Below are 26,081 nucleotides of genomic sequence, written 5' to 3'. Positions count from 1 at the left end.
GTCATCTACAAACTCCCCCCAGCTCCCTACGGCTGGGTGGCAACCGCTAGCGGGTCGAGCACGGTGACGATTGCGTTCCTGCATCCGTCAACGGGGGAGGTGCTCGACTCTTGGGCAGGAGATCGCTACGGCACAGGGATTCGCACCAGCGCGACACAAAAATGTCAGGAGGTTGCTACCACGCTCGGTATCAACATCCGATTTACTGGCGCGTCTCGCTTATACGCGATAGGGATTTCCCCTATCTGGGCCGACGGAGACGCATACGCAACACCATCTGAACTCTAACGATAAGGAGCAAAGAATCATGGACACATTGAAGCAGCAAGTACAGGAACTCACCCCTGACCAGTGGACAGAGTTTCTGGGGTGGGTGACTGGTGTGGAGCGTGCCCGCCGCGACGCACTGCCCCTGATCGAGGAGGCGCAGGCGACGCTGGTGGAGGAGCTGTGGGAAGCCCGCCCCGAACTCCGCCCCGAGACGGGCACCACCGAGATCACCCCCGCCGTCACCGAGGAGGAGCTGGTGGCGCAGGTCAAACCGTGGGCGCAGCCCGCCACCCCGCTCGACGGGTACCCGCGCAGCGAGCTGGCCGCCCTGGACGGCAAGGTGTGGCGCAACCGCCGCCCCGGCAACACCAAAAAGCCGGGCACCGCTTTCTCTGGGTGGGAGGATGTGACCGATGAGTACCTGCGCCTCGCGGACGCGGTGGACGGCAACGCCCCGGGCGTAGGCACCGACGCGCCCGGACTGATCACCGAGCCGGTAAACGACCCCGCACATCACCACTAGCCGATCCTATTTGAGTTATACGCCACTTTATTTATGTTTCAATAGTTTCAGTGTGAACTGCTCTCTTCTTGGCTTTCTTTTCTTCTTTCTACAACGTCCCCCCCCCCCACGGACACCCGCACGGGTAGGGTCGCCGGCCGCGTAAGATGTGAAAAAGAGAGGGGGGCAAACCCCGCCGCTACACCGACGGCAAAGTCTACGTCTGGCAGAAGAACAAGCTGGAGGCCACCAGGCCGGAGACCGCCCCGGACAAGGGCACCGGCCACTGGCTCCAACTCGGCTAACCCCACCACGCCCCGCTGACCGCCCAGGTCGGTGGGGCATTCTCATGCCCGAAAGGAGGGCACACCAATGGCCACAATGCCCGTACCCAAGGGCTTCGAAGTCACATCACCATTCGGCCCACGCTGGGGCACAATCCACAAGGGCACAGACTTCGGCCGCCAAGGCGGCGCGGCGAACCAGCCGATTTTCGCGGTGCGTGATGGCACGGTCATTATGACCGGCGCGGCCCAAGGCTACGGCGGCCCCGGCCCCGCAGGCTGGATCGTCATCGACCACCCCGCCAGCGTCGGCGGCGGCACCAGCGAGTACGGCCACATCATCTCCGAAGTCGCGGTGGGCCAAAAGGTGCGTGAGGGACAGCGCATCGGCTACATCAACCCCAACCAAGCCACGAACGGTGGTGTGGCGCCGCACCTGCACTTTTCCTGGATGCCGAAGGGGTACAACCCGTCAGCGAAGATTGACCCGATGACAACCGTCCTTGCCGGGGCGAAATGGCCCGGTGGTGAGCAGGCGGCAAGTTCCGCCGTCGCCACCCCGGAGGTCAACCCCCGCGACATCTTCGATATCGACTGGTCCCAGAAGTTCTGGGAAAACGGCACTTACTCGCCCAAGCGCCTGATCGTGCTCCACACCACCGAGAACTCCGCCAAGTCAACCGTCGAAGGTGTGGCGACGTTCCAGCTTGGCCCGGAGAACACCTGGAAGGGCGCCTACACCGGCCTCGTGGACTCGCGTGGTGCCGCGTTGCGCGCCAACACCGACGATCAGAAAGTTCCCGCCGCCGCCAACATCTCGAACAGCTACGGCCTGCACCTGTCGCTCGTCGGCTGGTCGTCTTGGAAGCGTGAGGAATGGCTCGCACAAGAGAAAATGCTGCGCCGCGCCGCCCGCATCGTCGCCGACTGGTCCACCAAGCACGGCATCCCTATCCGCCGACTCACTGCGGAGCAGATCAAGGCCGGGTCGTGGGGCATCACCGACCACAACGGCACCCGCCTGGCCTACGGCAAAACGACGCACACCGATGTCGGCCCCGGCTTCCCGTGGGACGTGTTCCTGGAGATGGTCAACGACGCGATGAAACCGAAACTGGAGGCAACCATGACTGAACCAATCGCCTGGCCGGACGGCCCCGGCGCGCTCAACGAAGCGAAAATCGCGGCGACGGAGGCGCGGGACACGCTGCGCACACCCGTCCCGTCCCTCATCAACCCGAAGAAGCTATACGAGCCGCTCGACCTGCTGCGCATCGTGGACGCGCAGGTGTGGGAGCAGCGCCATCTGCTCGAAGCGCTGTGCCGCAAACAGGGCCTCGACCCGGCGCGGATTGTGGCCGACGCGAAAGCACTAGACAGGGGAGTGAAGTAGATGAACAACAAGGCAATTGCCGCTGACGCGGTAACCCGCGCCTACAAAGATCAGCCCACGTGGCTGCGGTACAAGGGCACGATTCTCATCGTCCTGACTGGCCTCGCGTCCATCGCGGGCCAAGTAGCGACGCTGCCGGAGTGGGACGGCACCACCGTCGGCATCGCAGCGACCGCCGCAGCCACCGTGATCACCGCCCTCGTCAACCGGAGCACGAAGGACGGGTTCACCCCGTCGATGGTGGAGCGCGCCGCCGACGCAGCACCCACAACCACCACAGACACGCTCGATGATCTCCGCGACCGCCTCGCCGTCCAGGAGGCCACCAATGCCGATTGAGCACCTACCCGAAACATGGCAGCCCGGCGTGCGGCGCTTCCGCGACTGGATCGCCACCGACCACGGCATCATGCTCGTGCTGGTGGCCGTGTTCTTCTGCCGCTCCGTGTCCTACCTCGGCGACCATAAAGCCCTCATTCAGCACGTGTTCGAGTTGCAAAGCCGGTGGCTATCCCCCGCGATCTGGATTTTTGGTACGCTGGCGCTCCTCCTGGCGCTGGTGTCGCGGGGAACCCGGTTCGACAGTTTCGCCCTAAGCCTCGCCACCGCCATACTTGTGCTGTGGGGTGTGCTGTACCTATGGAGTCCCCCAGAGGACGTGAACATGCCGGTGTGGTGGCCGGTCTGGCTGGGCTGGATAGAGCGCCTACTAGAGCACCTCGTGCCATTCCTTAGCCGGGGCGTTGTCTACATCGCACTCGGAGGTATCACGATTTACACCGTGTGGCGGGGCCGCTCCGAAACCGTATACGTGAGGGAGGTGCCCGCCGATGCCAGACCTTGACGTATCCGCGATCAATAACGGCTGGCAAGCGATTGCCTTCGTCGCCTCTGTCACCGTCGTGGTGCTGGGCTACATTGCGATGCAGCGCGCCAAAACCGGAGCCGACAAGCAGGTAAACGCGAACAAGGAAGTCGCAGCCCGCGTCGCCGAAGTGCCGCGCCTGCTGGAGACCGTGGAGCTGCTCACGGCCCAAGCGAAAGAGAGCGCGGCCCGCATCGAGGCGCTGGAGGTTGACCTCACCGACCACCGGGACTACGTGGCGCACCTGGAGCAGATGGACGAGTTCACCGACCCGCCGTTCCCGTCGCTGGCACGATTCAAGGCGGAGCGGGGACAGTAACTCGAAACCTACTCGAAACGCGGGCTACCGCACTGACCTGCGCTTGTCTCGCTACTCGAAACCGTTTCGAGTAGACCTTTGACCCTCACCTTTTGTGGTGGGGGTCTTTTTGCGTTTCTACCCACGCTTTTCCGGCACATCACCCGGCCCATGCGCCTCCAAAAACTCCACATCCGCCATGTGTGCCCGGTACCGCAGAACAGTGTTCCGCACATTCGTGTGCGTCACCCCATACCGCCGCCCAATCTCCGACCAGCCCGCCCCCTCCGCGTGAAGCTGATCCCACACCTCCGCCGGGGCACTAGACTTAGACCTGTACGTGCTGATCCGGGCACACAGCGGGGAGCACGTGGACCTATCCTTCCTGCCTACGATGGGCCGGTCGCACACCTCGCAGCGGCGTGTGATCGGCTTCCGCGCCCCCGCGATGTTTCGCTTCGCTACCTCGATCTGGCGGGCACGGTCCTTACCCCTGCGCTGGAATGACTCGCGGGTGCGGGCGTGTGATGCCGCGGTGGGGTCTCGTTTCTCCACCATGCGTAGCCACGCCTCCGACCCGACACGGGCAGCAGACGCCGCTGAGACCGCTTCCCTCGTCTCGGTGGCGATCAGCGGCACCCGCTGCGGGATACCATGCGCCGCCCGGTACTCGTCCGCCGTCATGCCGTGCGCCGTGTAGGCGTGCACACCCAGGGAGCGGTAATGCCCGCCGCATTCGTGGCAGAGAAGCCCGTCGGCTTCCTCGTCCACGTGGCCGTACCGCCCGTGGCCGTCCGGGTCGCCGACCTGCATTACTGCGCCCTGATCTGCTCGACGCGCTGGCGGGACAGTCCGGACGCTGCGGCTACGTCCTTCACGCGGGCACCAGCACTAAGCGCTTCCCGAATCGCGGCGTTGCGCTGCTGCTCCATCGTCTCCAGGGTGTCCTGCGCGGCCTGGACCTGCGGCATGAGGTCTTCCAGTGTTGCGAGCTGGCGCTGTCCGAGGTCGCCGGAGCGCTGCGCCTGCACCATCGATTCGATGAGGAAAGCGGCGTCGTCGTCGCTGATGTTGCCGCGGTCGATCTCGCGGGACTCCAGAGCCTCAATTTGGCGGATGTAGGTTTCGAGTGCGTCTTCGGCTGTGTCGTCGGTGAGGTCGAGTTTTGCGGCGGTGCGGATTGCGAGGGTCTGAATGTCAGTCATGGTGGTGGCTCCTTCTGGTGTGGGTGGGGGGGGTTAGGCGAAGGTGGCTGCGTAGGCCTCGTAGCCGTATGCATCTTCGTCATCGATGGTGTCAATGAGGTCGGCGGTGGCGGCGGCGAAGGCTGCGCCTTCTTCGGTGCACGCCCACTCGGGGGAGTGAAGCAGGGGAATGTGGTTTGCGACGGCGTATTCAATGAGGCTGCGTGCGTGCCCCTCGCCTTGGAAGCCGTCGGTGGTCTCGATGTTCATAATCTGGCCCGTGGTGAGGTCTGCGTAGAGCTCAGAGATGAGGGTGCCGTCTGCGTTGTGCTTTTCGATGATGCGCATGTCGCCGGGTTCGTTGTAGTACTGCCCGGTGCGGGTGGTGATGGTGGTCATTGTTTTTGCCCTTTCCCTCTTGCTTACATCCCTAGTATATGCCACCGCACTAGCATGTGCAAGTCGGGTAGCACGCAGTGAGTTGCAGGTCACCTTCCTCACTGCGGCGTCATTGTAAAAGGCGTCGTCACTGTAAAGAGTGACGCCATAGTGAGAGAAGTGAGCCCCCGATCCCGCAGAAATCCCGCACGCGCCCCCGTTCTTGGCGGCTTGGCCGGCCACCCCGGCCACGCCGGACAAGCAAAGGTGCAGGTCAAACCAATAGATCAGGTCGCGGAAAGTGCGCGACATGATGAGCTGGGTGAAGAACCCGCTCAACGAAACCGCGTAGTACGAGCAGTATCAGCTGTACCGGCGTAGCACCGGCACCGCGGAACCGCAGACACCCCGCTTCCCGTGAGGGAGGCGGGGTGTCTGCGGTGAAAGGGGGCGTCGACAAGCAAAATGCCCCGCCTCCAGGGAGGAGGCGGGGCTCTCATCGCGGGGGGCGACTAGGTGGTCGGAACGACGGTCTCGGTGACCTCGGAGACAACCTCGGTCTCGGTCACGGTCTCGTCAGCCGCGGTCGCGGAGGCGGAAGCAGTAGCGGTGCCCTCGGTCACGGTCTCGGTGTTCTCCACGGTGGAGGTGGCAACGGTGGAGGTTGCGGTCTCCACGGTGGCGGTGTCCTCGTCGTTGTTGTTGAACAGGGAGAGCAGCAGCCACAGCAGCAGCAGAGCGACCAGCAAGCCGATCAGCCACTTCCACCAGCCGCCGCCCTTGTTCTCCTCGGCGTTCACAGCGGTGGAGCCGGCAGTCGGAGCGACAGCGCGCTTGGTGGTGGTCGGGGTGGTCTCCACGCGACGGGTCTCGTGGGTCTCAACCTTCTCGACCTTCGGGTCGAGCTTGCGGTTCGGGTCATTCGGATTCGGGGTCGCGGTAGTCATAGCAACTTCCTTTCGTATCTAAGTTGGCTTTGGCTCCCTCTGAACCTTCTGGGTGAAACCTCAGCTGGCGCCAAGGCCGCTTTGCGCGTAGCGGTACAGCGGCCGTCGCTATCGAGGGTAGCAAACTGGGGCGGGTGTGATTTTGATCGCCACGGCGTTTCCCGAGGTGGATTCCTATCGGCCCAGCTCAGAACGATTCGTTGCGAGCGGCAAGCGTTTTCAATAAGTTGTCATTAAGCGCGGCGCCGCCCTACACTGGGTCGCATGAGCACAGGGACGCACGCGCACCAGGACGCGCACCAGCACAGCCACGCGAACGGTGGGGCAGATGCGCCGCTGCGCGCGCTCGCGGCGGCGCTCGGCATCACCACAGTTATTTTCGTCGCCGAGGTTGTGGGCGGGTTGCTCTCCGGCTCGATGGCGCTGCTGGCCGACGCGATGCACATGCTTTCCGACGCCGCCGGGCTGATCATCGCCCTCATCGCCGTCCTCACCGGCCGCCGTGCCGCCTCCCGGCGCGCCACCTACGGGTACCGGCGCGTGGAGGTGCTGGCCGCGCTGGCCAACGCGGCGACCGTCATGGGTATCTCCGTGGTCATCGTGGTGGAAGCGGTGCGCCGCCTGCGGGCGCCGGCGGAGATCGCCACCGGCCCCATGATGGCCGTCGCCGTGATCGGCCTGGTGGCTAACGCCGTGTCCGCGTGGCTGCTCGCAGCCCACCGCGGCCAGTCCGTCAACGTGCAGGGCGCGTTCCTCCACGTGGTGGTGGACATGCTGGGCTCGGTGGCGGTCATCGCCGCCGGCGCTGTCATCCACTTCACCGGGTTCGCCGCGGCCGACGTGATCGCCTCCTTACTCATAGCCGCGCTCGTGGTGCCGCGCGCGTGGCAGCTCCTGCGCCAGTCTGCGGCGGTGCTGTTGGAGCAGGTGCCGGAGGGTTTCGATGTCGAGGCCGTGGAGCCGGCGCTGCGCGCGGTGCCGGGGGTGGCGGACGTGCACGACATCCACCTGTGGTCGCTCGACGGCCTGAGCGTCCTGGCCACCGCGCATCTCGTCCTGGATGAGGCGCACTGCGGGGACGCCGCCGGCGCCGCGGACCAGGCCCGCGTGCTCGACCGGGCGCAGGCCGCGCTGCTCCAGCTGGGCATCACCCACTCCACGATCCAGCTGGAGCGCCCGGAGCACGAGGATCACGAGAGCATTTGCTGAAACTGCTCTAAAGTCGGGGGCCATGGGCTTCACCACGCCGAGTTACTCGTTGATTGACCTGTTCGAGCGGGCGGAACGCGGCGAGCTCCAGCTGCCGGACTTCCAGCGCGAATACATCTGGGACGTCGACCGCATCCGCACCCTGATCACCTCCGTCCTGCGCGGCTACCCCGTCGGGTCGTTCCTCGCGCTGGATACCCGCAACTCACCGGTGCGCTTCCGCCCCCGCCCGCTTGTGGGGCTGGACGTGGGCGGGGTCGAGCCGGGGCTTTTGCTTCTCGACGGTCAACAGCGCCTGACCTCCCTCTACCACGCGTTCAAAGGCGACGGGGTGATCCCCACCGTGGACTCGCTGGGGCAGCCGATCCTGCGCCGCTTCTTCGTGGACGTGCGCGCCGCGGTCGCCGCGAACCCGATGCCCGTCGAATCCGTCTTCGCCGTCGACCTGGACGGGCGGGTGCGTTCCCACTTCGGCCCGGAGATCCCCGGCGGCATCGTGGACCGGGCGGACATGCTGCGCCACGGGGTCGCACCGGTGTCTCTGCTGCTGTGGAAGGAAGGCAGCGACCTCCTTATTGATATGGCTGCCGGCGCGGGGGACCCGGAGATGCTGGAGGCCGTGAAGCTGTTCCACCGGCAGGTGCTGCGCTGGTTGCCCGCCTATGACGTCCCGGTCATCCGCGTCGACCGGGGTACCTCCCAGGTGGGTGTGGGGCAGATCTTCGCCCACGCCAACTCCGCTGGCGTGCAGATGGACGTGTTCGAGCTGCTCACGTCCCTGTTCGCCTCGCAGGATCCGGATTTTGTGTTGGCGGAGCACTTCGGGGGCGTCGAGAAGCAATTGCGCGAATACCCCGCGCTGGACCGCATCGGGCGCGTGGAGTTTCTGCGCGCGATGGCGATGCTGGTCTCCAGCCGCAAGGGGCAGGCGAGCGGGCACCGTGGCGACATCCTGGCGATCTCCCTGGACGAGTACCTGGCGCACGCCGACGAGTTGACCCGCGCGTTCCGCGAAGCCGCGGAGTTTTTGGGCGAGCGCTGCATCTTCACGGTGGATCAGGTCCCGTACTCCTCGCAGATCGTGCCGCTGGCGGCGATCCTCGCGCGGCTGGGGGAGCGGCCCGGCGCGCTGGAGGATCAGCGCGGCCGCGACCGCCTCAACAGGTGGTTCTGGTCCGGCGTGTTCGGCGAGCTCTACGGGGCGCACTCGCCGGCCATCCGCGCCGCCGTGGACCTGGAGGAAGTCACCCCCTGGGTGCTGGGGGAGACCGACGAGGTGCCCCGCACCGTGCTCGACGCGGAGTTCGCGGAGTCGCGGCTCATCACCGCCGACGAGACGAGCGGCGTCTACCGCGGCCTGTTCGCGCTGCTCATGGCACGCGGTGCGCGCGACTGGCGCACCGGCAAGCCGTTCGACGCCGGGACCTACGCCGAGCTGCAGCCCCGCTTTGACACCGTCTTCCCGGCCGAGTTCTGCTCGCGGATCGGCGCCCGGCAGGATGCGTCGGCAAGCGTGCTCAACCGCACCCCGATGGGGCGGCGCACCGAGATGGTCATCGAGGGCAACGAGCCCAAGCGCTACCTGCCGCGCCTGCAGTCCAAGTCGCTGCTGGACGACGCCGAGTTCGATGCTGTCATCGAAGGCCACGAGATCAACCCCGAGCACCTGCTCGGGTCCAAGTGGGAGGCGTTCCTTCAGGACCGCCGCCAGCGCTTCACGGGCCTGATCGAGTACGCCATGGACAAGCCCGCGGTGCGCGACTTGGACGCGGACGCGATGCAGGGGGAGGGCCGGGACACCTTTGCGTAGCACCCACCTCAGCCGCCTCGTCGCCGCGGTAGTCCTGGCCGCGGTGGGGGGTTGCGCCGTCGGCTGCGCCGACAGCCGCCAGAACCTCAACCCGCTGGACCAGGCGATCGCGCTCAACGAGTCGCGCCACGTGGCAACCGCGTTCGAGGAGCGCCCCGTGGTCATCGACGGCGAGCGGGGCATGGAGAGCCTGCGGTACTTCTTCACCGCCTCGGAGACGCTGGTTGTCACCGACGCCACACTCGAAGCCCAGCTGCGCGGCGCCTCCATTGCCGTGGCCGCCCACGCCCCCATGCTGGTCTACTCCCCGGGGCACCGGCAGGAGATCTTGCGCGAGATAGAGAAGCTGAAGACGCACACCGTGCTCACCGTTGGCGACGTGTCGCTCGCGCGCACCTCCGGCAGGGTCCGTGTCTACCGCGATCCCGGCGGGATGGATGCCCTGGGCGCAATGACCGCCGAGCGCTTCACCGCCCACGTGGTGGAGAGCCCCGAGGACGCCGCCGCGGCGGTGGCCGGGCTCGACCCCAACCACCCCACGTGGCTGCGCGCCGGGTGGGCGGACCCGGTGGTGATGCCCGGGGCGGAGGCGAAGCCGTTTCCGATCTCCTCCAGGCGCGACGCCCAGATGGCACCCGTGGTGGTGGCCACGAGCGAGAGCCCTGTCGCCGCCGTAGCCAACGCCCGCAGCTTCGGCGCGGCGGTGACGGTGGTGGACGATCCGGATCCCCGCGAATCGGAGCAGACGCTGTTCGCCATGGCGGGCCTGGCCGAGCTGCCGCTGGTGGCGCTCGGGAGCCAGTTCGGGACGTCTGAGGAGCTGTCGTCCCGGATTATGCAGGCGGAAGAATATTACTCCGCCCAAACTCGGGTTACCGGGGCCCAGGGCGGATAGAGTTTCGGGGGTAGCTATTCACCGCCCGTATCCAGGAGGCTGACCCGCCGTGGCAAAACCCGTAGTCCTCATTGCCGACAAGCTTGCTCAATCCACCGTCGACGCGCTCGGTGACGCGGTGGAGGTGAAGTGGGTCGACGGCCCCAACCGCGCGGAGCTCCTCGCCGCGGTGCCGGAGGCTGACGCGCTGCTCGTGCGCTCCGCAACCACCGTGGATCGCGAGGTGATCGAGGCTGCGCCGAAGCTGAAGATCATCGGCCGCGCCGGCGTCGGCCTCGACAACGTGGATATTCCGGCCGCCACCGAGCGCGGCGTGATGGTGGCCAACGCGCCGACTTCCAACATCCACTCCGCCTGCGAGCACGCGATTGCGCTGCTGTTGTCCACCGCGCGCCAGATCCCGGCCGCCGACAAGACGCTGCGGGACGGCGAGTGGAAGCGCTCGGCCTTCAAGGGCGTGGAGATCTTCGGCAAAACCGTCGGCATTGTCGGCTTCGGCCACATCGGCCAGCTCTTCGCCCAGCGCCTCAGCGCGTTTGAGACCACCGTCATCGCCTACGACCCGTACGCCAACCCGGCCCGCGCCGCGCAGCTCGGTGTCGAGCTGGTGGAGCTGACCGAGCTGATGGCCCGCGCCGACTTCGTCACCATCCACCTGCCCAAGACCAAGGAAACGGCCGGCATGTTCGATGCCGAGCTGCTGTCCAAGGCCAAGCAGGGCCAGATCATCATCAACGCCGCCCGCGGGGGTCTCGTCGATGAGCAAGCGCTTGCCGACGCAATCAAGGAGGGACGCATCCGCGGCGCCGGCTTCGACGTGTACGCCACGGAGCCGTGCACCGACTCCCCGCTGTTCGAGCTCGAGGAGGTCGTGGTTACCCCGCACCTCGGCGCGTCCACCGTGGAGGCGCAGGACCGCGCCGGCACCGACGTCGCTGACTCCGTGCTCAAGGCCCTGGCCGGCGAGTTCGTCGCGGACGCGGTGAACGTGACCGGCGGCAAGGTGGGCGAGGAGGTCTCGCGCTGGCTCGAGCTCGCCCGCAAGCTCGGCCTGCTGGCGGGCAAGCTGCTCAGCGGCGCGCCGGTTGCGCTGAACGTCACCGCCCGCGGCGAGCTGTCCAGCGAGGACGTCGAGGCGCTCGGCCTCTCCGCGGTGCGCGGCCTGTTCTCCGGCATCGTGTCCGACCCGGTGACCTTTGTCAACGCCCCGTCGATCGCCGAGGCCCGCGGCCTGACCTACTCCGTGGCTACCGAGACCGAGGCCCGCGCCCACCGCAGCGCCCTCGAGGTGCAGGTGGTTGCGGCCGACGGAGAGACCGCGACCGTGACCGGCGCGCTGACCGGTCTTGAGGGCGTGGAGAAGATCGTGCGCATCAATGGCCGTGGCGTGGACATGCGCGCGCAGGGCCGTAACCTCTTCCTGCGCTACACGGATGCCCCGGGTGCGCTGGGCAAGGTGGGCACCCAGCTGGGCAACGCCGGCATCAACATCGAGGCCGCGGCGCTGACCCAGACCACCAAAAACGACGGTGCGTCACTGATCCTCCGCGTCGAGTCGGAGGTGCCTGAGGACCTCGAGCGCGAGATTGCCGAGTCCATCGGCGCGCAGTCCCTGCAGATCGACCTGGACTAGGGCCTGGAGTAGGGCCTGGAGTAGGACGCGCCGGAAACGCGGCCCGCGTGGGGCCGGGCTGCTACGCTGTGGCCCGAGAGTGTTCCGCTATATAGGAAAGGTGTTCCACACCATGAAAATTGCAGTGATCGCCGGCGACGGCATCGGACCCGAGGTGATGGAGGAGGGCCTGAAGGTTCTCCGCGCGGTGCGAGACGACGTCGAGACCACCGAGTACGACCTCGGCGCGCGGCGTTACCTGCGCAACGGCGAGCTGCTGACTGACGCGGACCTGGACAGCCTGAAGTCCCACGACGCCATCCTGCTTGGCGCGATCGGCGACCCGGAGCGCGTCCCCGCCGGCGTACTCGAGCGCGGGCTGCTGCTGCCGCTGCGCTTCAAGCTGGACCACTACGTCAACCTGCGCCCGTCGCGTCTTTACCCGACGTCCTCCAGCCCGCTCGCCGAGCCGGGTGATATCGATTTTGTGGTGGTGCGCGAGGGCACCGAGAGCCTCTACGCCGGCAACGGCGGCACGCTGCGCCAGGGCACGGTCCACGAGGTTGCCTCCGAGGTGTCCCAGAACACCTACTACGGCGTAGAGCGCGTGGTCCGCTACGCGTTCGAGCTGGCCCAGACCCGCCGCAAGAAGGTGACGCTGGTGCACAAGACCAACGTGCTGGTTAACGCCGGCGGCCTGTGGCAGCGCGTGGTGGACGAGGTAGCAGCCGAGTTCCCCGAGGTGGAGGTGGACTACAACCACATCGACGCGGCCACCATTTATATGGTGACCAACCCTGGGCGCTACGACGTGATTGTGACCGACAACCTCTTCGGCGACATCCTCACGGACCTCGCGGGCGCTGTGACCGGCGGGGTGGGACAGGCTTGCTCCGGCAATATCAACGCCGCCCGCGAGACCCCGTCTATGTTTGAGCCGGTCCACGGCTCGGCGCCGGACATCGCCGGCCAGGGCGTCGCGGATCCGGCGGCCATGATCCTCTCGGTGGCGATGATGCTGCGCTTCCTGGGCGACGAGGACAACGCCACCCGCATCGAGGACGCGGTGGAGCGGGAGGTGGCCGCGCGTGACGGCAGCCCGATCCGCACCGCCGAGGTGGGCGACAGGGTCGTCGCCGGCCTGCGCAGGGCGTGAAGTAGGGTAAGGCCCGCATAGCCGCCCGCCTGAAGGAAGGACCCGCATCATGACCCACCGCCCGGCTCGCCGAGGTGCTGCCGTCCTTACCGCCGCCGCCCTTGCACTTACAGGGACGGTGGTGGCCGGCTGCGGCGTCGACGGCGCCGACGGCGGCAACGGCGGTGGGGCAGCCGGCGGAGGATTGGGCGGCAAGATCGGGTCCGGCAAAGAGCGCGGGCGCCTAGAGACCAACGGCGCCGAGGTGATCCAGGACCCCGACGGCACCGGCGCCGAGGTTTCTGCCCGGCTGTTCACCGAGGCCGACACCGTGGTGGTGTCCGACCCGGACCGCGAGCACCAGCTCACGGCTGCGGCGCTGGCCGTGGAGCTGGGCGCACCGATGCTGGTGCGATACCCGGAGGCGGTGGGCGCTGTGGACGCCGAGATTGACCGCCTCGGCGCCAGCCGGGTAATTGAGGTGCCGGGCGACGCGGACGAGGAAGACGCGAACGCCATCGCTGAGGCTATTGAAAGGGAAGCGGTCCCGGCCACGGCGGGCGCGGGCGAGGACGTCGCGGCGATCGCGGGCCTCGAGGCCGCCAACCCGATCGACCTCGAGCTCCCGCCGATGCTGGCCACCGCGGTTACCTCCCGCGCCGCCGCGGCGACGGCCCGCGCCGCCGGCGCGGACATCCGGGTGCTTGGGGTGGCGGACCCGCGCGAGACGTCGGAAAGCATGCGCACCGTTACCGAACAGGACACAATCGCGCTCGGGCGGCAGTGGGGCAGCACCGACAACTACGCCGCCCGCGTCGCGCTCGCAGCGAATGGCGAGCTGCCGGGCGGCGGCGGCCTGGTCTTCCCGGGCCGGCGCATGATCGCCCTCTACGGTCACCCCTACGGCCCGGACCTTGGGCTTCTTGGGGAGCAGCCGCCGCAGCAGGCGGCGGCGCTGGCCCGGCAGTACGCGGACATGTACCAGCCGCTGGACCCCCAACCCGTCGTGCCGGCCTTCGAGGTCATCGCCTCGGTCGCCTCCGAGTTCCCGGGTGATGACGGCAACTACTCCAACGAGACGCCGGTGGAGGACATCGCCCCCTACGTCGACGCGATTGTGAACGCCGGCGGCTACGCCGTGATCGACCTGCAGCCGGGCCAGGGCAACTTCCTCCAGCAGGCCAAGCTCTACGAGGACCTGCTGAAGCGGCCCAACGTGGGCCTCGCGCTCGACGCGGAGTGGAAGCTCAACCCCGGCGAGGCGCCCCTGTCGCGTATCGGCAGCGCCACCGCCGCGGAGATCAACGAGGTGGCGGACTGGCTGGCCCAGCTCGTGCGGGATAACCACCTCCCGCAGAAGGCGATGGTGCTGCACCAGTTTCAGGTGGGGATGTACCCGGACCGCGAGAACATCGTCACCGGCCAGCCGGAGCTGGCGTGGGTGCTGCACGCCGACGGTCACGGCGTGCCGGGCCAGAAGTTCGAGACTTGGGACGTGCTGCGCCAGGGCCTCGACCCGAACTTCTTCATGGCGTGGAAGAACTTCATCGACGAGGACACCCCCACCTTCACCCCGGAGCAGACCTACGCGGACGTCGTGCCGCGCCCCTGGTTTGTCAGCTACCAGTAGCCGCCAGTCGCTGCCATTAGCCGCCAGTAGCCGCATGTAGGCGTACTGAAAACGCCGCCGGGACGCACGCCCGCAGGCTAGTGTGTGGCCATGTCAGTGGAACTGGATGAGGTCACCCGCTTCCTCGCCGAGCACGAGCCGTTCTCGCACCTGCCCGCGGAGGAGCTGGCGAAGCTGCCCGCGCAGATGGGCATCACCTACGTCAGGCGCGGGGAGGCCGTGGTTAGCCCCGGCCAGGTCAACGACACGCTCTACATCATCCGCTCGGGCGCGGTGGACATTGTCGGTGGGGACGGTCTGCTTCTTGATCGTCGAGAAGCAGGGCTCAATTTCGGCTACTCCACGCTGGTCGGCGAGCCGGAGTCGGCCTACCTGATGGTGGCGGTGGAGGACAGCGTACTGCTGATGCTGCCGGGCAGCGTTTTTACGGCGCTGCTCGCAGAGCACCCGGACCTCGAGCGCTTCTTCCAAACCGCGTCGCGCCGCGTGCGGGCTGCGGCGGAGGAGCTGCGGGACGCCCCCGCGTCGGATGTGCTGCGCACGCCGCTGGCCCAGATCGTGGCGGGCCACACCGCCGCCACCTGCGACCCGGGGGTGAGCATCGCCGAGGCGGCCCGCACGATGGACGAGCGCGGGGTTTCGTGCCTTGTGCTTGTCGACGCATCCTGGGACCTCGGCGTCATCACCGACCGCGACCTACGCTCCCGGGTCGTGGCCCGCGGCGTGGACGCCTCGCAGCCCGTTCGCAGCGTGATGACCCAGCCCGTGCGCACCGTTGCTGCGGACGCGTTGGTGTTCGAGGCGATGCTGGCCATGAGCGAGCTCGGCGTGCACCACCTGCCCGTGCTCGGCGCGGGCGGGATTGCCGGGGTGGTGTCCTCGGCCGACATTATGCGGCTGCTGCAAGCGGACCCCATCTTCCTTGCGGCGGATGTGGAGCGCTCGAGCGCGGAGGAGCTTGCGGGCGCGTATGCGCGGGCCGCGGACGTGGCCGTGAAGTTCTTCGAGCGGGGCGCCTCCGCGGCCGAAACCCAGCGGCTGCTCACCATGGTCGCCGACGCGGTCGCCCGCCGCCTCTTCCAGCTCGGGGTGGAACGGTTCGGCCCGCCCCCGGTGCCGGTGGCGCTGATCGCCGCCGGTTCGCAGGCGCGCCTCGAGATGGGGCCGGCGTCCGACCAAGACAACGCGTTCGTGCTCGCCGACAGCTTTGACGAGGCCACGCATGGGGCGTACTTCGCCGAGCTCGCCGAGTTCATCTGCTCCGGCCTCGCGGGCGCGGGCCAGGCCCTGTGCCCGGGGGAGATGATGGTCTCCAACCCGCAGTGGCGCATGACGGAGGTGCAGTGGGACCGCACGTTCCACGGCTGGGTCACCGCGCCCGAGCCGGATGCCCTCCTCCACGCGCAGGTGTTCTTCGACGTTCGGCCGGTGGCGGGCTGGGGCGAAGGCTGGGAGGAGATGGCGCAGCGCGTGCACCACGCGGCGCTGCTCTCCGCCAAGGGATCGCGCCGCCTGCACACCCACCTAGCGGCGCTGGCCACCTTCCGGGAGCCGCCCATCGGTTTCTTCCGGGGCCTGGTGGTGGAGCGCAGCGGCGACTACGCCCGCACGTTGGACATCAAGCGCGGGGGGCTCGCGGCTGTGGTGCAGCTCGCGCGCCTCTACGCCATCACCGCGGGGGTGGGCGAGGTCAACACGGTTGAGCGCCTGCGCGGCGCGGCCGGGCGCAGCATCTCGGAGAAGGGGGCTCAGGAGCTTCTCGACGCCTACGAGTACCTCTCAGACCTCGCCGTTCGGCACCAGGCGACCCAGCTGCGAGCGGGCGCCGCCCCGGATTACCACGTGGATCCGAAGGAGCTGCGCGAGCGGGACCGCGCGGCCCTGCGCGACGCCTTCGGGGTGATCAAGGGCACCCAGAACGCGCTCGCCACCCAATACCCCACGCGGGCGGTGTGAGGTGCTCTTCCGTAAACGCGGCCTAGGTGCCGATTCGCCGCTTTTGGCGGTGGACGTGGAGACCACCGGGCTCAAGGCCGACCGCCACCAGCTGGTGTCCATCGGGTGGGTGCCCGTCAACGGTCGGGTCATCGACCTCTCCGGCGCCCGCTATTTCGTCCTGGCCGGCGCGCAGGTAGGGGAATCCGCCACCATCCACGGGGTTACCGACGACGACGTCGCTCGCCTCGGCCGGGACCCGGCCGAGGTGCTGGACGAGTTCGACCGCGCGATTGCCGGCCGCCGGCTGCTCGCGCACTTCGCCCAGATGGAAACATCCTTCATCTCCAAGCTGTACGCGGACACGCGCGGCCAGAAATACCGCTTCCACGACCGCGACGTGGTGGATACGCTCACGCTCGAGCGGCGGCGGATGGAGCACATGGGCACCTACCCGCGCGGCGAGGATCTCCGCCTGGCTCGGGCGCGGCAGCGCCACCAGCTGCCCGCGTACGGCAACCACAACGCGCTGACGGACGCCATCGCCTGCGCCGAGCTCTACCTCGCCCTCACCACCTCGGCAAAGCCCGCACGCGGCGGTGAAAAGTGATGCGCGCCACCCCGGCGCGGGTATGCTTGCGCTCATGCGTTTTGGACGAATTGCAACCCCCGAAGGGATGACGTTCGCCGTCATCGACGACGAAGCTACAACCGCGAAAGCCATTGCGGGCACCCCATTCACCGAGCCGGAGTACACGGGCAGGCAGTGGGCGCTCGATGAGGTCCGGCTCCTCGCGCCGACCCTGCCCAGCAAGGTTGTCGCCGTCGGGCGCAATTACGCCGATCACGTCGCCGAGGTGTTCCAGCAGTCCGCCGAGCACCTGCCGCCGACGATCTTTCTCAAGCCCTCCACATCGGTGGTCGGCCCCGGCGCGCCGATCAAGATCCCGGAGTTTGCCACCCGCGTCGAGTTCGAGGGCGAGCTGGCCATTGTCTTCGGCGTGCCGTGCAAAAACGTCAAGGCGGAAGACTGGAAGTCCGTGGTCCGCGGCGTCACCATTATCAACGACGTTTCCTCGCGTGACCTGCAGTTCGCCGACGGCCAGTGGTCGCGCGCGAAGGGCATCGATTCCTTCGGGCCGCTCGGCCCCTGGATCGAGACGGATCTGGACAAGTTCGACTTCACCGACCTGCCCATCAAGGCGCACCTGACGCACGACGGTCAGACGGAGACGAAGCAGGACTCAAACTCCAACCAGATGATCATGAGCATCGGCGAGATGGTGGAGTGGGTCACCCAGTCCTTCACCATGCTGCCGGGCGACGTCATGGCCACCGGCTCGCCCGCGGGCACCGCGGAGATGGTGCCGGGAGATTACATCGAGATCGAGATCCCGGGCATCGGCAAGCTGGGCAACCCGGTCGAGCGCGCCTAGCGCAGGGGCTTACGGCCCGGCAGGCGGCGTCTCCAAGCCGAGCGCCCGCATGATCGTGCGGAGCTTGGCTGTGGTTTCATCCAGCTCGGCCTGCGGGTCGGAGTCCGCCACGAGCCCGCCGCCGGCCCAGGCGCGGGCGGCGGTGCCGTCGCCGCTGACCTCGGCGCAGCGGATTGCCACCACGTACTCGCCGTCACCGGACGCGTCGGTGTAGCCGACCGCGCCGGCGTAGAAGCCGCGGGCGGTCTCGGCGGTGGTAATCAGCGCCTCCGCCGCGGCAGGCGGGGTGCCGCACACCGCAGGGGTGGGGTAGATGAGCTCCGCGAGCTCGAGCGCGGTGGGCGCCGGGTTTGCGGAGCTGTCGAGCAAGGTACCGGTAATGGGGGTAGCCAGGTGCCACATCTCGCTGGTCTGCTCCAGCACCGGCCGGTCCGGCACGGAGAGCTCGGAGCACACAGGCTCGAGCACGCGGCGGATGTGGTCGACCACGAAGGCGTGCTCCACCAGGTCCTTCGCGGAAGAGGCGAGGGCGCGGCCGGCCGCGACGTCGGCCTCGGGGGCGCCGGGGATCCGCGCGGCGGAGCCCGCGAGCGGGTAGGAGCTCACCGCCAACCCGCGCCGCCGCACGAGCACCTCGGGGGAGGAGCCGACCAGCATGTGGCCGCTGCGGCCTGCGGGGGAGAGGTCCGCGATGAAGCCGTCGCCGTTGTGGGCCAAGCGGATGAGTCGCGCCGCCACCAAGCGCGGGTCCACGGGCGGGTCGAACGCGATGTCCACGGCGCGGGCGAGCACCACCTTGTCCAGCCCGGAGTGCTGGATGGTGGACACCGCGGCCTCCACGCGGCGCAGGTGCTCGGTGGGTGCCGGGTCGAAACCCGTGATGCGGGCGTGCAGTTCCGACCCGGGGCCCTCGCGGTAGTAGGGGTGCGGGTCGAGCGCGTGCGGCTCGCGGACGACCGTTTCCGGCACGGTGAGCGCGGCGGCCGAGCCTTTCTCGAAGGGGAGCGCGCCGACGACGATCTCCGCCTCACCGCCGCGCAGCGCGCGGGCGGCGTCTCCTACCGCGGTGAAGGTCCGCCGGGCGCCCTGGGTGCGCACCGAGCCCGAGGGTCTCGAAAGCAGGAAATCGGGCGCGGTTGCCGGCCGAGCGGTGGAGAAGGGGGATGGCATGGGGTATGAGTGTATCGGCGGGTTCCGGTGCCGACAGTCTCGCCCACACTTATCTTCGTGCGCCGCGTTGCCGCCTCCTTCCCGCGTGGTTATTGTTTCCTGTGTTACATATGTGACTTGAGTGAAGATTGGGAACTTAAAGGGGTACCAGGACAATGACATCGAAGCTGAGCCGCGTCGCGGCAGTTGTGGCCGCGACGGCTGTGGCGCTCGGGCTCGCCGCCGCGCCCGACGCGACGGCGCAAGACCTCTCGTCGCAGCTGCAGCGCGACATTGACGGCGCGGTTGCTGACGCCACGAACGCGGTCAACGGCGCGGTGGCGCAGGCGAATGCGGAGTGGGATGCCTTCGTGCGCAAGGCTAACGAGTCCCTGCCCCCGGGCTCCTCGCTGCCCGGCGCCCCGGCACCCGCCCCCTTGCCGGCCCCGGCACCCGCCGCGGGCCCGTGGCGCCAGCAGGCTCCGGCGCCCGTGGCCAACGGATCCAACGGCGAGGTGCACGCCGCCGGGCGCAGCTACCTGGTGTGGGTGCCGCGAAACTACGATCCGGCGCGCCCCACGCCGGTGATGGTGGGCTACTCGGCATTCGAGGATTCCACCGAGAACTTCCGGAACTACTCGCGCCTGCGGGAGTCCTCCGTTGGCCGGGACGCGATCATCCTTTACCCGCGCGCGATCGGCGCCTCCTGGGAGGGCTCGCCCACCGCGTCGACGGGCCCGGGGCAAGACATCGCGTTCGTGCGCGCGATGATCGCGGACGTGCAGCGCTACTACAACATCGACCGCCGGCGCATCTACGCTACCGGTATGTCCACCGGCGGCGGCATGGCGGCCGTGTCCGCCTGCCACATGCCCGACATCTTCGCGGGCGTGGCAGGCGTCTCCGGCGCCTACTACGCGCCGGTGAACCAGGGCTGCCAGCGCACCCCGGTCGCCTTTATGGCCGTCCACGGCATGGCCGACTCCCTCACCCCGTACTACGGCACCATCCGCCGCGGCCAGCGCGTGATGCCCGTGCCGGAGCTCTTCGCCTCCTACGAGCGCCGCAACGGCTGCGCAGGCGGCGTTGACCGCGCACCGGTGGGCAACAACGCCACGCGCGTCAGCGCCCGCGGGTGCAGCAAGGGCGTCGAGGTGATCCAGGTCCACGGCTCCAACCACTTCTGGTGGTACTCGCCGTCGGCCGCGGACGAAATGTGGGCGTTCCTCATGCGCAACCCGAAGTAGCGGCGAGCTTCAAGGTGGGCGTCGATAAGCATGCTCGAGGATCATGCTTATGGGCGCCCACTTTGCGCGCGGTAGCATGAGCTGCATGACTGAAGCTGGAAATATGCGCGTCCGATTCTGCCCGTCACCGACCGGAACGCCGCACGTGGGCATGGTTCGCACCGCGCTGTTCAACTGGGCGCAGGCGCGCCACTCCGGTGGCACCTTCGTCTTCCGCATCGAGGATACGGATGCCGCCCGCGACTCGGAAGAGTCCTACCAGGCCATCATCGACTCGCTGGAGTGGCTCGGCCTGACCTGGGACGAGGGGGTGGTCACCGGCGGGCCGCACGAACCGTACCGGCAGTCGCAGCGCTCCGAGATCTACAAGGACGTGCTGGACAAGCTCATCGAGGCCGGCGAGGTTTACCCGGCGTACTCCACCAACGAGGAGGTGCAGGAACGCCACATCGCCGCTGGCCGCGACCCCCAGCTGGGCTACGACAACTTCGACCGTGACCTGAGCGAGGAGCAGATCGCCGCGTACGAGGCGGAAGGCCGCAAGCCCGTGTGGCGCCTGCGCATGCCTGAGCAGGACTGGACCTGGACCGACCTGGTGCGCGGCGAGGTGACGTTCAAGGCCGAGACCCAGCCGGACTTCGTGGTGGCGCGCTCGAACGGTGCGCCGCTGTACACCCTGGTCAACCCGGTGGATGACGCGCTCATGGGCATCACCCACGTGCTCCGCGGCGAGGACCTGCTCGCATCCACCCCGCGCCAGATGGCGCTGTACGAGGCGCTGAAGCGCATCGGTGTCGCCGAGTTCACCCCGCAGTTCGGCCACCTGCCGTTTGTGATGGGGCAGGGCAACAAGAAGCTGTCCAAGCGGGACCCGGAGTCCAACCTCTTCAACCACCGCGACAACGGCATCATCCCCGAGGGCATGATCAACTACCTCGCGCTGTTGGGCTGGTCGCTCTCGGCCGATCAGGACATCTTCTCGGTGGACGAGTTCGTCGCGGCCTTCGACGTCCACGATGTGCTGGGCAACCCCGCGCGCTTCGACCAGAAGAAGCTCGAGGCCATCAACGCCGACCACATCCGTTTGCTGGAGCCGGAGGACTTCAAGAACCGCCTGCGCGCCTACCTCACCGAGTACACGGACTTCCCGGAGGATTACCCGGAGGAGAAGTTCGCCATCGCGGCGGACCTGGTGCAAACGCGCATTAAGGTGCTTGCCGACGCCTACGGGTTGCTGCGGTTCCTCGTGGTGGGCGACGCCGAGCTCCAGTTGGACGAGAAGGCGGCCAAGAAGAACCTCAAGGACACCGCGGTGGAGCCGCTGGACGCCGGTATCGCAGCGCTCGAGGCGATCGGCGACGGCGAGTGGACCACGCCGAATATCGAGGCGGCGCTCAATGAGGCGCTCATTGCCAACCTCGGGCTGAAGCCCCGTGTGGCCTTCGGCGCGCTGCGCGTGGGCATCTCCGGCGAGGCGGTGTCCCCGCCGCTGTTCGAGTCCATGGAGTTGCTGGGCAAGCAGTCCACGCTGGCGCGCTTGCGCGCCGCCCGGGCGGTGACGCCGTACCAGGCAGCGGAGTAGTTACAACCGTGTTGTTCGCCGTCTTTCCTGGCCACCGTTTTCGCGCGGTGGCCTGGAGATTTGGTGGGTTGCCCGCAACGTGGTTATAGTACTCCATGTTGTTCACGAGGACAGGCGCTTAACCGAGAGGGAAGGCGCAGGTCAGAGTGATGAACAATGGCCTATGGTGTAATTGGCAACACTACGGTTTCTGGTACCGTCATTCTAGGTTCGAGTCCTGGTAGGCCAGCTGCAGAGCTTGTGAAGTTCTGTGTCCTTATGCCCCGTTCGTCTAGCGGCCTAGGACGTCGCCCTCTCACGGCGGTAACACGGGTTCAAATCCCGTACGGGGTACAACGTACGCCCTCCGGCTCAGTCCCAGCACTGAATCCGGGGGGCGTTTCGCGTGTGTGGGATTAGAAAAGAAGGTTGCCCAGCGCGGGTTGGGCGCCGGTGATACGGTGGGCCCGTTTTGTGAGACCAATGTAGAACCGTGCAAGGAGTTCCCATGAAGTTTTCCCGCTTGTCCATCTCCGGTGCCGCCATCCTCGGTGCCGCTGTTCTCGCGCTCGCGGGCTGCTCGGAGCCGACCACCGAAAGTGAGACCTCGACCAACGCCTCCGGCACTTCGGCCGCCTCCGGCGAGAAGACTGTGCTGACCATCTACACCTCCGAGCCGGAGGACAAGGTGGACGAGATCAACCGCGCGTTCCAGGAAGAGAACCCGGATGTGGAGGTGCAGGTTTACCGCGCGGGCACCGGCGATTTGAAGGCGCGCATCGACGCCGAGCGGACCTCCGGCAAGGTGGAGGCGGACCTGATCTGGGCGGCGGACGCGCCCACGTTCGAGGGCTTTAAGAAGGATTCCCTGCTGGCCAAGTTCGACTCGGTGGAGACCGGCGATGTCCTCGAGGAGGTCGTGGACGAGGAGGGCTACTACGTGGGCACCCGCCTCATCCCCACGGTGATCGCCTACAACACCGACGTCATCGACCAGGCGGACGCTCCGAAGTCTTGGGCAGACCTGACCGACGCGCGCTTCGCGGACAAGATCGTCATGCCGGACCCGGCTGTATCCGGTGCGGCCGCGTTCAACGCCACCGTGTGGATGAACAATGAGAAGCTGGGCGAGTCCTGGATTAGTGACCTCGGCAAGAATCACCCGATGATCGCCGCTTCCAACGGCCCGACCTCCCAGGAGATCGCCGGCGGCGGCCATCCGGTTGGCGTGGTGGTGGACTACCTGGTGCGTGATCTGGCCGCCAAGGGTTCTCCGATCAAGGAGGTCTACGCTACCGAAGGCTCCCCGTACATCACCGAGCCGATCGCTGTGTTCAACGACTCCGACAACAAGGACGCAGCGCAGCGCTACATCAACTTTGTGCTGTCGGAAAAGGGGCAGAAGCTCGCCGTGGAGCAGAACTACCTGCCGGTGATCGACAGCGTGGGCACCCCCGGGGACGCGCCGAAGCTGGAGGACATCGCGCTGATGGATGCCAGCCTGGACACCCTGACCAAGGATCGCCAGCGTTCGGTGGACTTCTTCCAGAGCGCGATGAACTAGCAAACGCCGGAACCTTCGCTGTGAAGACGCGGTTCTCGCCGGGCCTCAGCCTCGCGCGCATTGGCGTATGGCTGGTGGCCGCGGCGATGTTTCTTGCCCCGCTGGCGATGGTGGTCTCCCTCGCGCTCGGCGGGAATCAGTTCCCGGTGCTCATAGAGCAGGGACTCGCGCTGGCGACGTGGAACTCGGTGTACACCACGCTGCTGTCCTCGGCTAGCGCGGTGCTGATCGGCGGCGCGATCGCCATCCTCCTCGAGCGCACCGACGTGGCCGGTTCGACGCCGTTGCGCCTCCTGCTGCTCTCCCCGCTGCTTGTGCCCCCGTTCGTCGGCGCGATCTCCTGGCTGCAGCTCTTCGGTCGCAACCAGGGGTTGAATGCAGCTTTCGGACGCCCCGTGTGGGACATTTACGGCGCGGACGGCATCATTTTCCTGATGACGCTGCACTCGTACCCGGTGGTATACGTGATCGTTTCCGCGGCGCTGCGCTCTATCCCTTCTGATTTGGAACTTGCGGCCCGCGTCAGCGGCGCGGGCAGTGGCACCGTGCTGCGCACCGTGACCATCCCGCTGCTGGGCCCGGCGCTCCTGAGCGCGTTCACTCTCACCGCGGTGTCGAACCTGGCGGACTTCGGCATCCCCTCCATCCTTGGCTCGCCGGTGCGCTTCGAAACGCTGGCCACCATGGTCTACCGATTCATGGAGTCCGGCACCGTTGGCAACCCGCTCCAGGTTGTCTCGACGGTGGGCGCGGTGCTTATGCTGCTCGGCATCGCCGCGGTGGTAGCGGACTATCTCGTGTCCAAAGGCGGATCGTCTACCACGAGCGGACACGGCACGATGAAGCTCGCGCTCGGCGGAGCGAAATGGCCGGTCACGGTCGTCTCCTGGGTGCTGGCGCTGGCGATTACGCTCGGGCCGCTGCTCGGGTTGACGTACCGTGCGCTTCTGCCCGCGCCCGGCATCGCGTTCACACTCGACACCATCACCATGGACAATTTCGCTGCCACGGTGCAAAACCCGCGCGTGCGCGAGGGATTCAGCAACTCCGTCACCCTCGCCCTCGGCGCGGCACTGCTGTGCGGCCTGCTTGGCTGGGTTATCGGCATCCTAGTTACGCGCACGAGCGCACGCAGCAACACGGCGCTGTCTCTGGTGACGCTCCTGCCTGCGGCCCTGCCCGGTCTGATCATCGGCGTCGGGTGGGTGATCGTCGGACGCTACCTGGGCATCTACAACACGCGCTGGGTGATTCTTCTGGCCTACGTGTGTGCGTTCACATCGATGGTGCTCCAGGCCGTGCGCGCGCCGCTGTCCAAGATTCCCAGTGCGGTGGAGGAAGCGGCGCAGATTTCCGGTGCCGGCCGGCTGCGGGCGCTCGTTGACACCAGCGGGCGCATGGCACTGCCGGCGGTTCTCTCCGGCGCCGTGCTGGTGGCTGTCACGGCGGTCCGCGAACTGACGGTCTCCATCCTGCTCGTCGCACCGGGCACCACCACCATCGGTGTGCAGCTGTTCAATTTGCAGCAATCCGGCAACTACAACCAGGCCTCGGCACTCGCGCTCATGTTCGCGGTGATCGGCATTATCGCGCTCGCGCTGACGGTGCGGGCACCCCGGAAGGAACCGCAATGAGCGACATCACCATCGACAACCTCGGCGTCACTTTTCCGGACGGCACGGTGGGGCTCGAGAACATCAACCTGGGCATCCGCAGTGGCGAGTTTGTGGCTTTGATCGGTCCATCCGGCTCCGGCAAGACGACGTTGCTGCGCACCCTGGCGGGTTTCATCCGGCCGTCCGCGGGCACAATCTCAATCGGCGGCGCGGACGTCTCTGCAACGCCGCCGGAGAAGCGCCGGATGGGGATGGTGTTCCAGCAGCACGCGGTCTGGCCGCACATGAGCGTGGCCGACAACGTTGCGTACCCGCTGAGGCGCGCAGGTGTGAAGCGAGCGGAGCAACGGGAACGGGTGGAGCGCACGCTGGAGACCGTCGGGCTCGAGGGCTACGCGGGACGCAACCCGTCCACCTTGTCCGGCGGCCAGCGCCAGCGTGTAGCCCTGGCCCGCGCGATCGTGTCCGCGCCGAGCGTGCTGCTGTTGGACGAGGCGCTGTCCGCCCTCGACGAGCCGCTGCGCGATTCGCTGCGCCGCGAGCTGGTGACGCTCACGCGGCAATCGCAGCTGACCACCGTGCACGTGACCCACGACCGCAAGGAGGCCATCGCGATCGCCGATCGCATCGCCGTGCTTCACGACGGCCGCCTCGAACAGTTCGCCGCCCCCGACACCCTTGTCACCCGCCCGGCCACGGCGTGGGTCGCTTCCTTCATCTCTGACGCGACACTGTTGCCCGCCCAGGTGCGGGGTGGCCGGGTGGTGGTCGAGCGCCCGGGGCTGTCGTGGCCGGTACAAAGCCTCGAGGTGGTCGGCGGCGGTGCCGGGATGGAGGGTGCGCCGGTGACGGTGGCGGTCCTGCCGGAAGCGGTGGGGATTGGGGGAGGCGGCGAGATGGGGGCGTCGACAAGCGGCAGCTCCTTTGAGGCGACCATCACCTCCGTGTTATTCGAGGTCACTGGCTACTCCGTCACGCTGGAGGCGGGCGGCGTGGACTTCCGCGGACGGATGCCGGCAGCGCCGCGACCGGAGGTGGGGGACCGGGTGAGTGTCGCGGTGACGCGTCCGCTCGTCTACGCCTAGAGGCGCTTATTACGGCCTCTGACCTGGCGATTTGTGCAAACATGGGTGGCTCCCATATCTTTAACGAGTCGCAAGC

The 26,081-nt window shown here is 67.5% G+C and carries 24 protein-coding genes and 2 tRNA genes; 21 read left to right on the top strand and 5 right to left on the bottom strand.

From position 1 onward, the window contains the following. Window positions 1-307: 307 nt before the first annotated feature. The 5 genes from BN4252_RS05300 to BN4252_RS05280 all read left to right on the top strand — a co-directional run bounded on the left by BN4252_RS05300 (window position 308) and on the right by BN4252_RS05280 (window position 3,633). The gene (locus BN4252_RS05300; protein WP_066527114.1) at window positions 308-793 is read left to right on the top strand and encodes a hypothetical protein; all 486 of its coding nucleotides are present in this window, start codon (window positions 308-310) and stop codon (window positions 791-793) included. Window positions 794-1,144: 351 nt separating this feature from the next. Further along, window positions 1,145-2,449: a peptidoglycan DD-metalloendopeptidase family protein gene (locus BN4252_RS05295; RefSeq protein ID WP_066527108.1), complete on the top strand. Its 1,305-nt coding sequence runs from the start codon at window positions 1,145-1,147 to the stop codon at window positions 2,447-2,449. Further along, complete coding sequence (locus BN4252_RS05290; RefSeq protein WP_066527103.1) at window positions 2,450-2,788, top strand: hypothetical protein; 339 nt, start codon at window positions 2,450-2,452, stop codon at window positions 2,786-2,788. Continuing rightward, window positions 2,778-3,293, top strand: coding sequence for a hypothetical protein (locus BN4252_RS05285; RefSeq protein ID WP_066527101.1), 516 nt, complete (start codon window positions 2,778-2,780; stop codon window positions 3,291-3,293). Before BN4252_RS05290 ends, BN4252_RS05285 begins: the two co-directional genes overlap by 11 nt. Then, on the top strand, window positions 3,280-3,633 hold the full coding sequence (locus BN4252_RS05280) for a hypothetical protein (protein ID WP_066527099.1): 354 nt from the start codon (window positions 3,280-3,282) through the stop codon (window positions 3,631-3,633). Before BN4252_RS05285 ends, BN4252_RS05280 begins: the two co-directional genes overlap by 14 nt. 117 nt (window positions 3,634-3,750) lie before the next feature. On the opposite strand, the gene BN4252_RS05275 is transcribed toward BN4252_RS05280, so the two are convergent. The 4 genes from BN4252_RS05275 to BN4252_RS05260 all read right to left on the bottom strand — a co-directional run bounded on the left by BN4252_RS05275 (window position 3,751) and on the right by BN4252_RS05260 (window position 6,121). After that, window positions 3,751-4,425: a MucR family transcriptional regulator gene (locus tag BN4252_RS05275; RefSeq protein WP_066527093.1), complete on the bottom strand. Its 675-nt coding sequence runs from the start codon at window positions 4,423-4,425 to the stop codon at window positions 3,751-3,753. Next, a complete protein-coding gene (locus tag BN4252_RS05270; protein WP_066527090.1) occupies window positions 4,425-4,817 on the bottom strand; it encodes a hypothetical protein in 393 nt (130 codons plus the stop codon). The genes BN4252_RS05275 and BN4252_RS05270 overlap by 1 nt, the downstream gene beginning before the upstream one ends. A gap of 33 nt (window positions 4,818-4,850) precedes the next feature. After that, complete coding sequence (locus BN4252_RS05265) at window positions 4,851-5,195, bottom strand: hypothetical protein (protein ID WP_066527084.1); 345 nt, start codon at window positions 5,193-5,195, stop codon at window positions 4,851-4,853. 491 nt (window positions 5,196-5,686) lie between these two features. Continuing rightward, window positions 5,687-6,121, bottom strand: a complete 435-nt coding sequence (locus tag BN4252_RS05260; protein ID WP_066527081.1) for a hypothetical protein — start codon at window positions 6,119-6,121, stop codon at window positions 5,687-5,689. Window positions 6,122-6,385: 264 nt separating this feature from the next. Here BN4252_RS05260 and BN4252_RS05255 point away from each other — a divergent pair, with 264 nt between their 5' ends. From BN4252_RS05255 to BN4252_RS05215, 9 genes are all read left to right on the top strand, one after another. Then, window positions 6,386-7,330 (top strand): cation diffusion facilitator family transporter, encoded by a 945-nt coding sequence (locus BN4252_RS05255; protein ID WP_066527078.1) that lies wholly within the window; start codon window positions 6,386-6,388, stop codon window positions 7,328-7,330. Window positions 7,331-7,352: 22 nt separating this feature from the next. After that, window positions 7,353-9,140, top strand: a complete 1,788-nt coding sequence (locus tag BN4252_RS05250) for a DUF262 domain-containing protein (RefSeq protein ID WP_066527075.1) — start codon at window positions 7,353-7,355, stop codon at window positions 9,138-9,140. After that, window positions 9,133-10,035, top strand: coding sequence for a hypothetical protein (locus BN4252_RS05245; protein WP_066527070.1), 903 nt, complete (start codon window positions 9,133-9,135; stop codon window positions 10,033-10,035). Before BN4252_RS05250 ends, BN4252_RS05245 begins: the two co-directional genes overlap by 8 nt. Window positions 10,036-10,084: 49 nt before the next feature. Next, on the top strand, window positions 10,085-11,668 hold the full coding sequence (gene serA, locus BN4252_RS05240; protein WP_066527067.1) for a phosphoglycerate dehydrogenase: 1,584 nt from the start codon (window positions 10,085-10,087) through the stop codon (window positions 11,666-11,668). A 112-nt stretch (window positions 11,669-11,780) separates the two neighbouring features. Beyond that, window positions 11,781-12,803 carry a 3-isopropylmalate dehydrogenase gene (locus BN4252_RS05235; protein WP_066527061.1) on the top strand — a complete coding sequence of 341 codons (1,023 nt, stop codon included), beginning with the start codon at window positions 11,781-11,783 and terminating at the stop codon, window positions 12,801-12,803. A 49-nt stretch (window positions 12,804-12,852) separates the two neighbouring features. Continuing rightward, the gene (locus tag BN4252_RS05230) at window positions 12,853-14,412 is read left to right on the top strand and encodes a hypothetical protein (RefSeq protein ID WP_066527054.1); all 1,560 of its coding nucleotides are present in this window, start codon (window positions 12,853-12,855) and stop codon (window positions 14,410-14,412) included. Between the two features lie 90 nt (window positions 14,413-14,502). Then, window positions 14,503-16,368, top strand: a complete 1,866-nt coding sequence (locus BN4252_RS05225; RefSeq protein ID WP_066527050.1) for a putative nucleotidyltransferase substrate binding domain-containing protein — start codon at window positions 14,503-14,505, stop codon at window positions 16,366-16,368. Window position 16,369: 1 nt separating this feature from the next. After that, the gene (locus BN4252_RS05220) at window positions 16,370-16,957 is read left to right on the top strand and encodes an exonuclease domain-containing protein (protein WP_066527030.1); all 588 of its coding nucleotides are present in this window, start codon (window positions 16,370-16,372) and stop codon (window positions 16,955-16,957) included. A 34-nt stretch (window positions 16,958-16,991) separates the two neighbouring features. Beyond that, window positions 16,992-17,783 (top strand): fumarylacetoacetate hydrolase family protein, encoded by a 792-nt coding sequence (locus BN4252_RS05215; RefSeq protein WP_078056852.1) that lies wholly within the window; start codon window positions 16,992-16,994, stop codon window positions 17,781-17,783. Between the two features lie 9 nt (window positions 17,784-17,792). Here the strand turns inward: BN4252_RS05215 and BN4252_RS05210 are convergent, their stop codons facing one another. Beyond that, window positions 17,793-18,953, bottom strand: coding sequence for an isochorismate synthase (locus BN4252_RS05210; RefSeq protein ID WP_066527023.1), 1,161 nt, complete (start codon window positions 18,951-18,953; stop codon window positions 17,793-17,795). A gap of 155 nt (window positions 18,954-19,108) precedes the next feature. Here BN4252_RS05210 and BN4252_RS05205 point away from each other — a divergent pair, with 155 nt between their 5' ends. From BN4252_RS05205 to BN4252_RS05175, 7 genes are all read left to right on the top strand, one after another. Further along, window positions 19,109-20,179 (top strand): alpha/beta hydrolase family esterase, encoded by a 1,071-nt coding sequence (locus tag BN4252_RS05205; RefSeq protein WP_066527019.1) that lies wholly within the window; start codon window positions 19,109-19,111, stop codon window positions 20,177-20,179. 76 nt (window positions 20,180-20,255) lie between these two features. Next, window positions 20,256-21,761 carry a glutamate--tRNA ligase gene (gene gltX / locus BN4252_RS05200; protein ID WP_066529150.1) on the top strand — a complete coding sequence of 502 codons (1,506 nt, stop codon included), beginning with the start codon at window positions 20,256-20,258 and terminating at the stop codon, window positions 21,759-21,761. A gap of 157 nt (window positions 21,762-21,918) precedes the next feature. Continuing rightward, a tRNA-Gln gene (locus tag BN4252_RS05195) sits at window positions 21,919-21,990 on the top strand. Between the two features lie 31 nt (window positions 21,991-22,021). Next, window positions 22,022-22,094: transfer RNA gene (locus BN4252_RS05190), tRNA-Glu, on the top strand. Window positions 22,095-22,248: 154 nt separating this feature from the next. Further along, a complete protein-coding gene (locus tag BN4252_RS05185) occupies window positions 22,249-23,304 on the top strand; it encodes an ABC transporter substrate-binding protein (protein ID WP_066527013.1) in 1,056 nt (351 codons plus the stop codon). An 86-nt stretch (window positions 23,305-23,390) separates the two neighbouring features. After that, complete coding sequence (locus tag BN4252_RS05180; protein ID WP_066529148.1) at window positions 23,391-24,938, top strand: ABC transporter permease; 1,548 nt, start codon at window positions 23,391-23,393, stop codon at window positions 24,936-24,938. Next, entirely contained in the window at window positions 24,935-26,005 is a 1,071-nt protein-coding gene (locus BN4252_RS05175; RefSeq protein WP_066527010.1) for an ABC transporter ATP-binding protein, read from the top strand. Before BN4252_RS05180 ends, BN4252_RS05175 begins: the two co-directional genes overlap by 4 nt. Window positions 26,006-26,081 lie beyond the last annotated feature (76 nt).

This window comes from Corynebacterium bouchesdurhonense (assembly GCF_900078305.2).
In the GTDB taxonomy this organism is placed as follows: Bacteria; Actinomycetota; Actinomycetes; order Mycobacteriales; family Mycobacteriaceae; genus Corynebacterium; species Corynebacterium bouchesdurhonense.
The sequence above is the reverse complement of the archived record's forward strand: the minus strand, read 5'-3'. Positions and strand labels throughout refer to the sequence as shown.

Excerpts from the sequence above, each read along its gene's own strand:
- BN4252_RS05300 (WP_066527114.1), top strand. The coding sequence starts at position 308 with ATGGACACATTGAAGCAGCAAGTACAGGAACTCACCCCTGACCAGTGG.
- BN4252_RS05295 (WP_066527108.1), top strand. The coding sequence starts at position 1,145 with ATGGCCACAATGCCCGTACCCAAGGGCTTCGAAGTCACATCACCATTC.
- BN4252_RS05290 (WP_066527103.1), top strand. The coding sequence starts at position 2,450 with ATGAACAACAAGGCAATTGCCGCTGACGCGGTAACCCGCGCCTACAAA.
- BN4252_RS05285 (WP_066527101.1), top strand. The coding sequence starts at position 2,778 with ATGCCGATTGAGCACCTACCCGAAACATGGCAGCCCGGCGTGCGGCGC.
- BN4252_RS05280 (WP_066527099.1), top strand. The coding sequence starts at position 3,280 with ATGCCAGACCTTGACGTATCCGCGATCAATAACGGCTGGCAAGCGATT.
- BN4252_RS05275 (WP_066527093.1), bottom strand. The coding sequence starts at position 4,425 with ATGCAGGTCGGCGACCCGGACGGCCACGGGCGGTACGGCCACGTGGAC.
- BN4252_RS05270 (WP_066527090.1), bottom strand. The coding sequence starts at position 4,817 with ATGACTGACATTCAGACCCTCGCAATCCGCACCGCCGCAAAACTCGAC.
- BN4252_RS05265 (WP_066527084.1), bottom strand. The coding sequence starts at position 5,195 with ATGACCACCATCACCACCCGCACCGGGCAGTACTACAACGAACCCGGC.
- BN4252_RS05260 (WP_066527081.1), bottom strand. The coding sequence starts at position 6,121 with ATGACTACCGCGACCCCGAATCCGAATGACCCGAACCGCAAGCTCGAC.
- BN4252_RS05255 (WP_066527078.1), top strand. The coding sequence starts at position 6,386 with ATGAGCACAGGGACGCACGCGCACCAGGACGCGCACCAGCACAGCCAC.
- BN4252_RS05250 (WP_066527075.1), top strand. The coding sequence starts at position 7,353 with ATGGGCTTCACCACGCCGAGTTACTCGTTGATTGACCTGTTCGAGCGG.
- BN4252_RS05235 (WP_066527061.1), top strand. The coding sequence starts at position 11,781 with ATGAAAATTGCAGTGATCGCCGGCGACGGCATCGGACCCGAGGTGATG.
- BN4252_RS05230 (WP_066527054.1), top strand. The coding sequence starts at position 12,853 with ATGACCCACCGCCCGGCTCGCCGAGGTGCTGCCGTCCTTACCGCCGCC.
- BN4252_RS05225 (WP_066527050.1), top strand. The coding sequence starts at position 14,503 with ATGTCAGTGGAACTGGATGAGGTCACCCGCTTCCTCGCCGAGCACGAG.
- BN4252_RS05215 (WP_078056852.1), top strand. The coding sequence starts at position 16,992 with ATGCGTTTTGGACGAATTGCAACCCCCGAAGGGATGACGTTCGCCGTC.
- BN4252_RS05210 (WP_066527023.1), bottom strand. The coding sequence starts at position 18,953 with ATGCCATCCCCCTTCTCCACCGCTCGGCCGGCAACCGCGCCCGATTTC.
- BN4252_RS05205 (WP_066527019.1), top strand. The coding sequence starts at position 19,109 with ATGACATCGAAGCTGAGCCGCGTCGCGGCAGTTGTGGCCGCGACGGCT.
- gltX (WP_066529150.1), top strand. The coding sequence starts at position 20,256 with ATGAGCTGCATGACTGAAGCTGGAAATATGCGCGTCCGATTCTGCCCG.
- BN4252_RS05185 (WP_066527013.1), top strand. The coding sequence starts at position 22,249 with ATGAAGTTTTCCCGCTTGTCCATCTCCGGTGCCGCCATCCTCGGTGCC.
- BN4252_RS05180 (WP_066529148.1), top strand. The coding sequence starts at position 23,391 with ATGTTTCTTGCCCCGCTGGCGATGGTGGTCTCCCTCGCGCTCGGCGGG.
- BN4252_RS05175 (WP_066527010.1), top strand. The coding sequence starts at position 24,935 with ATGAGCGACATCACCATCGACAACCTCGGCGTCACTTTTCCGGACGGC.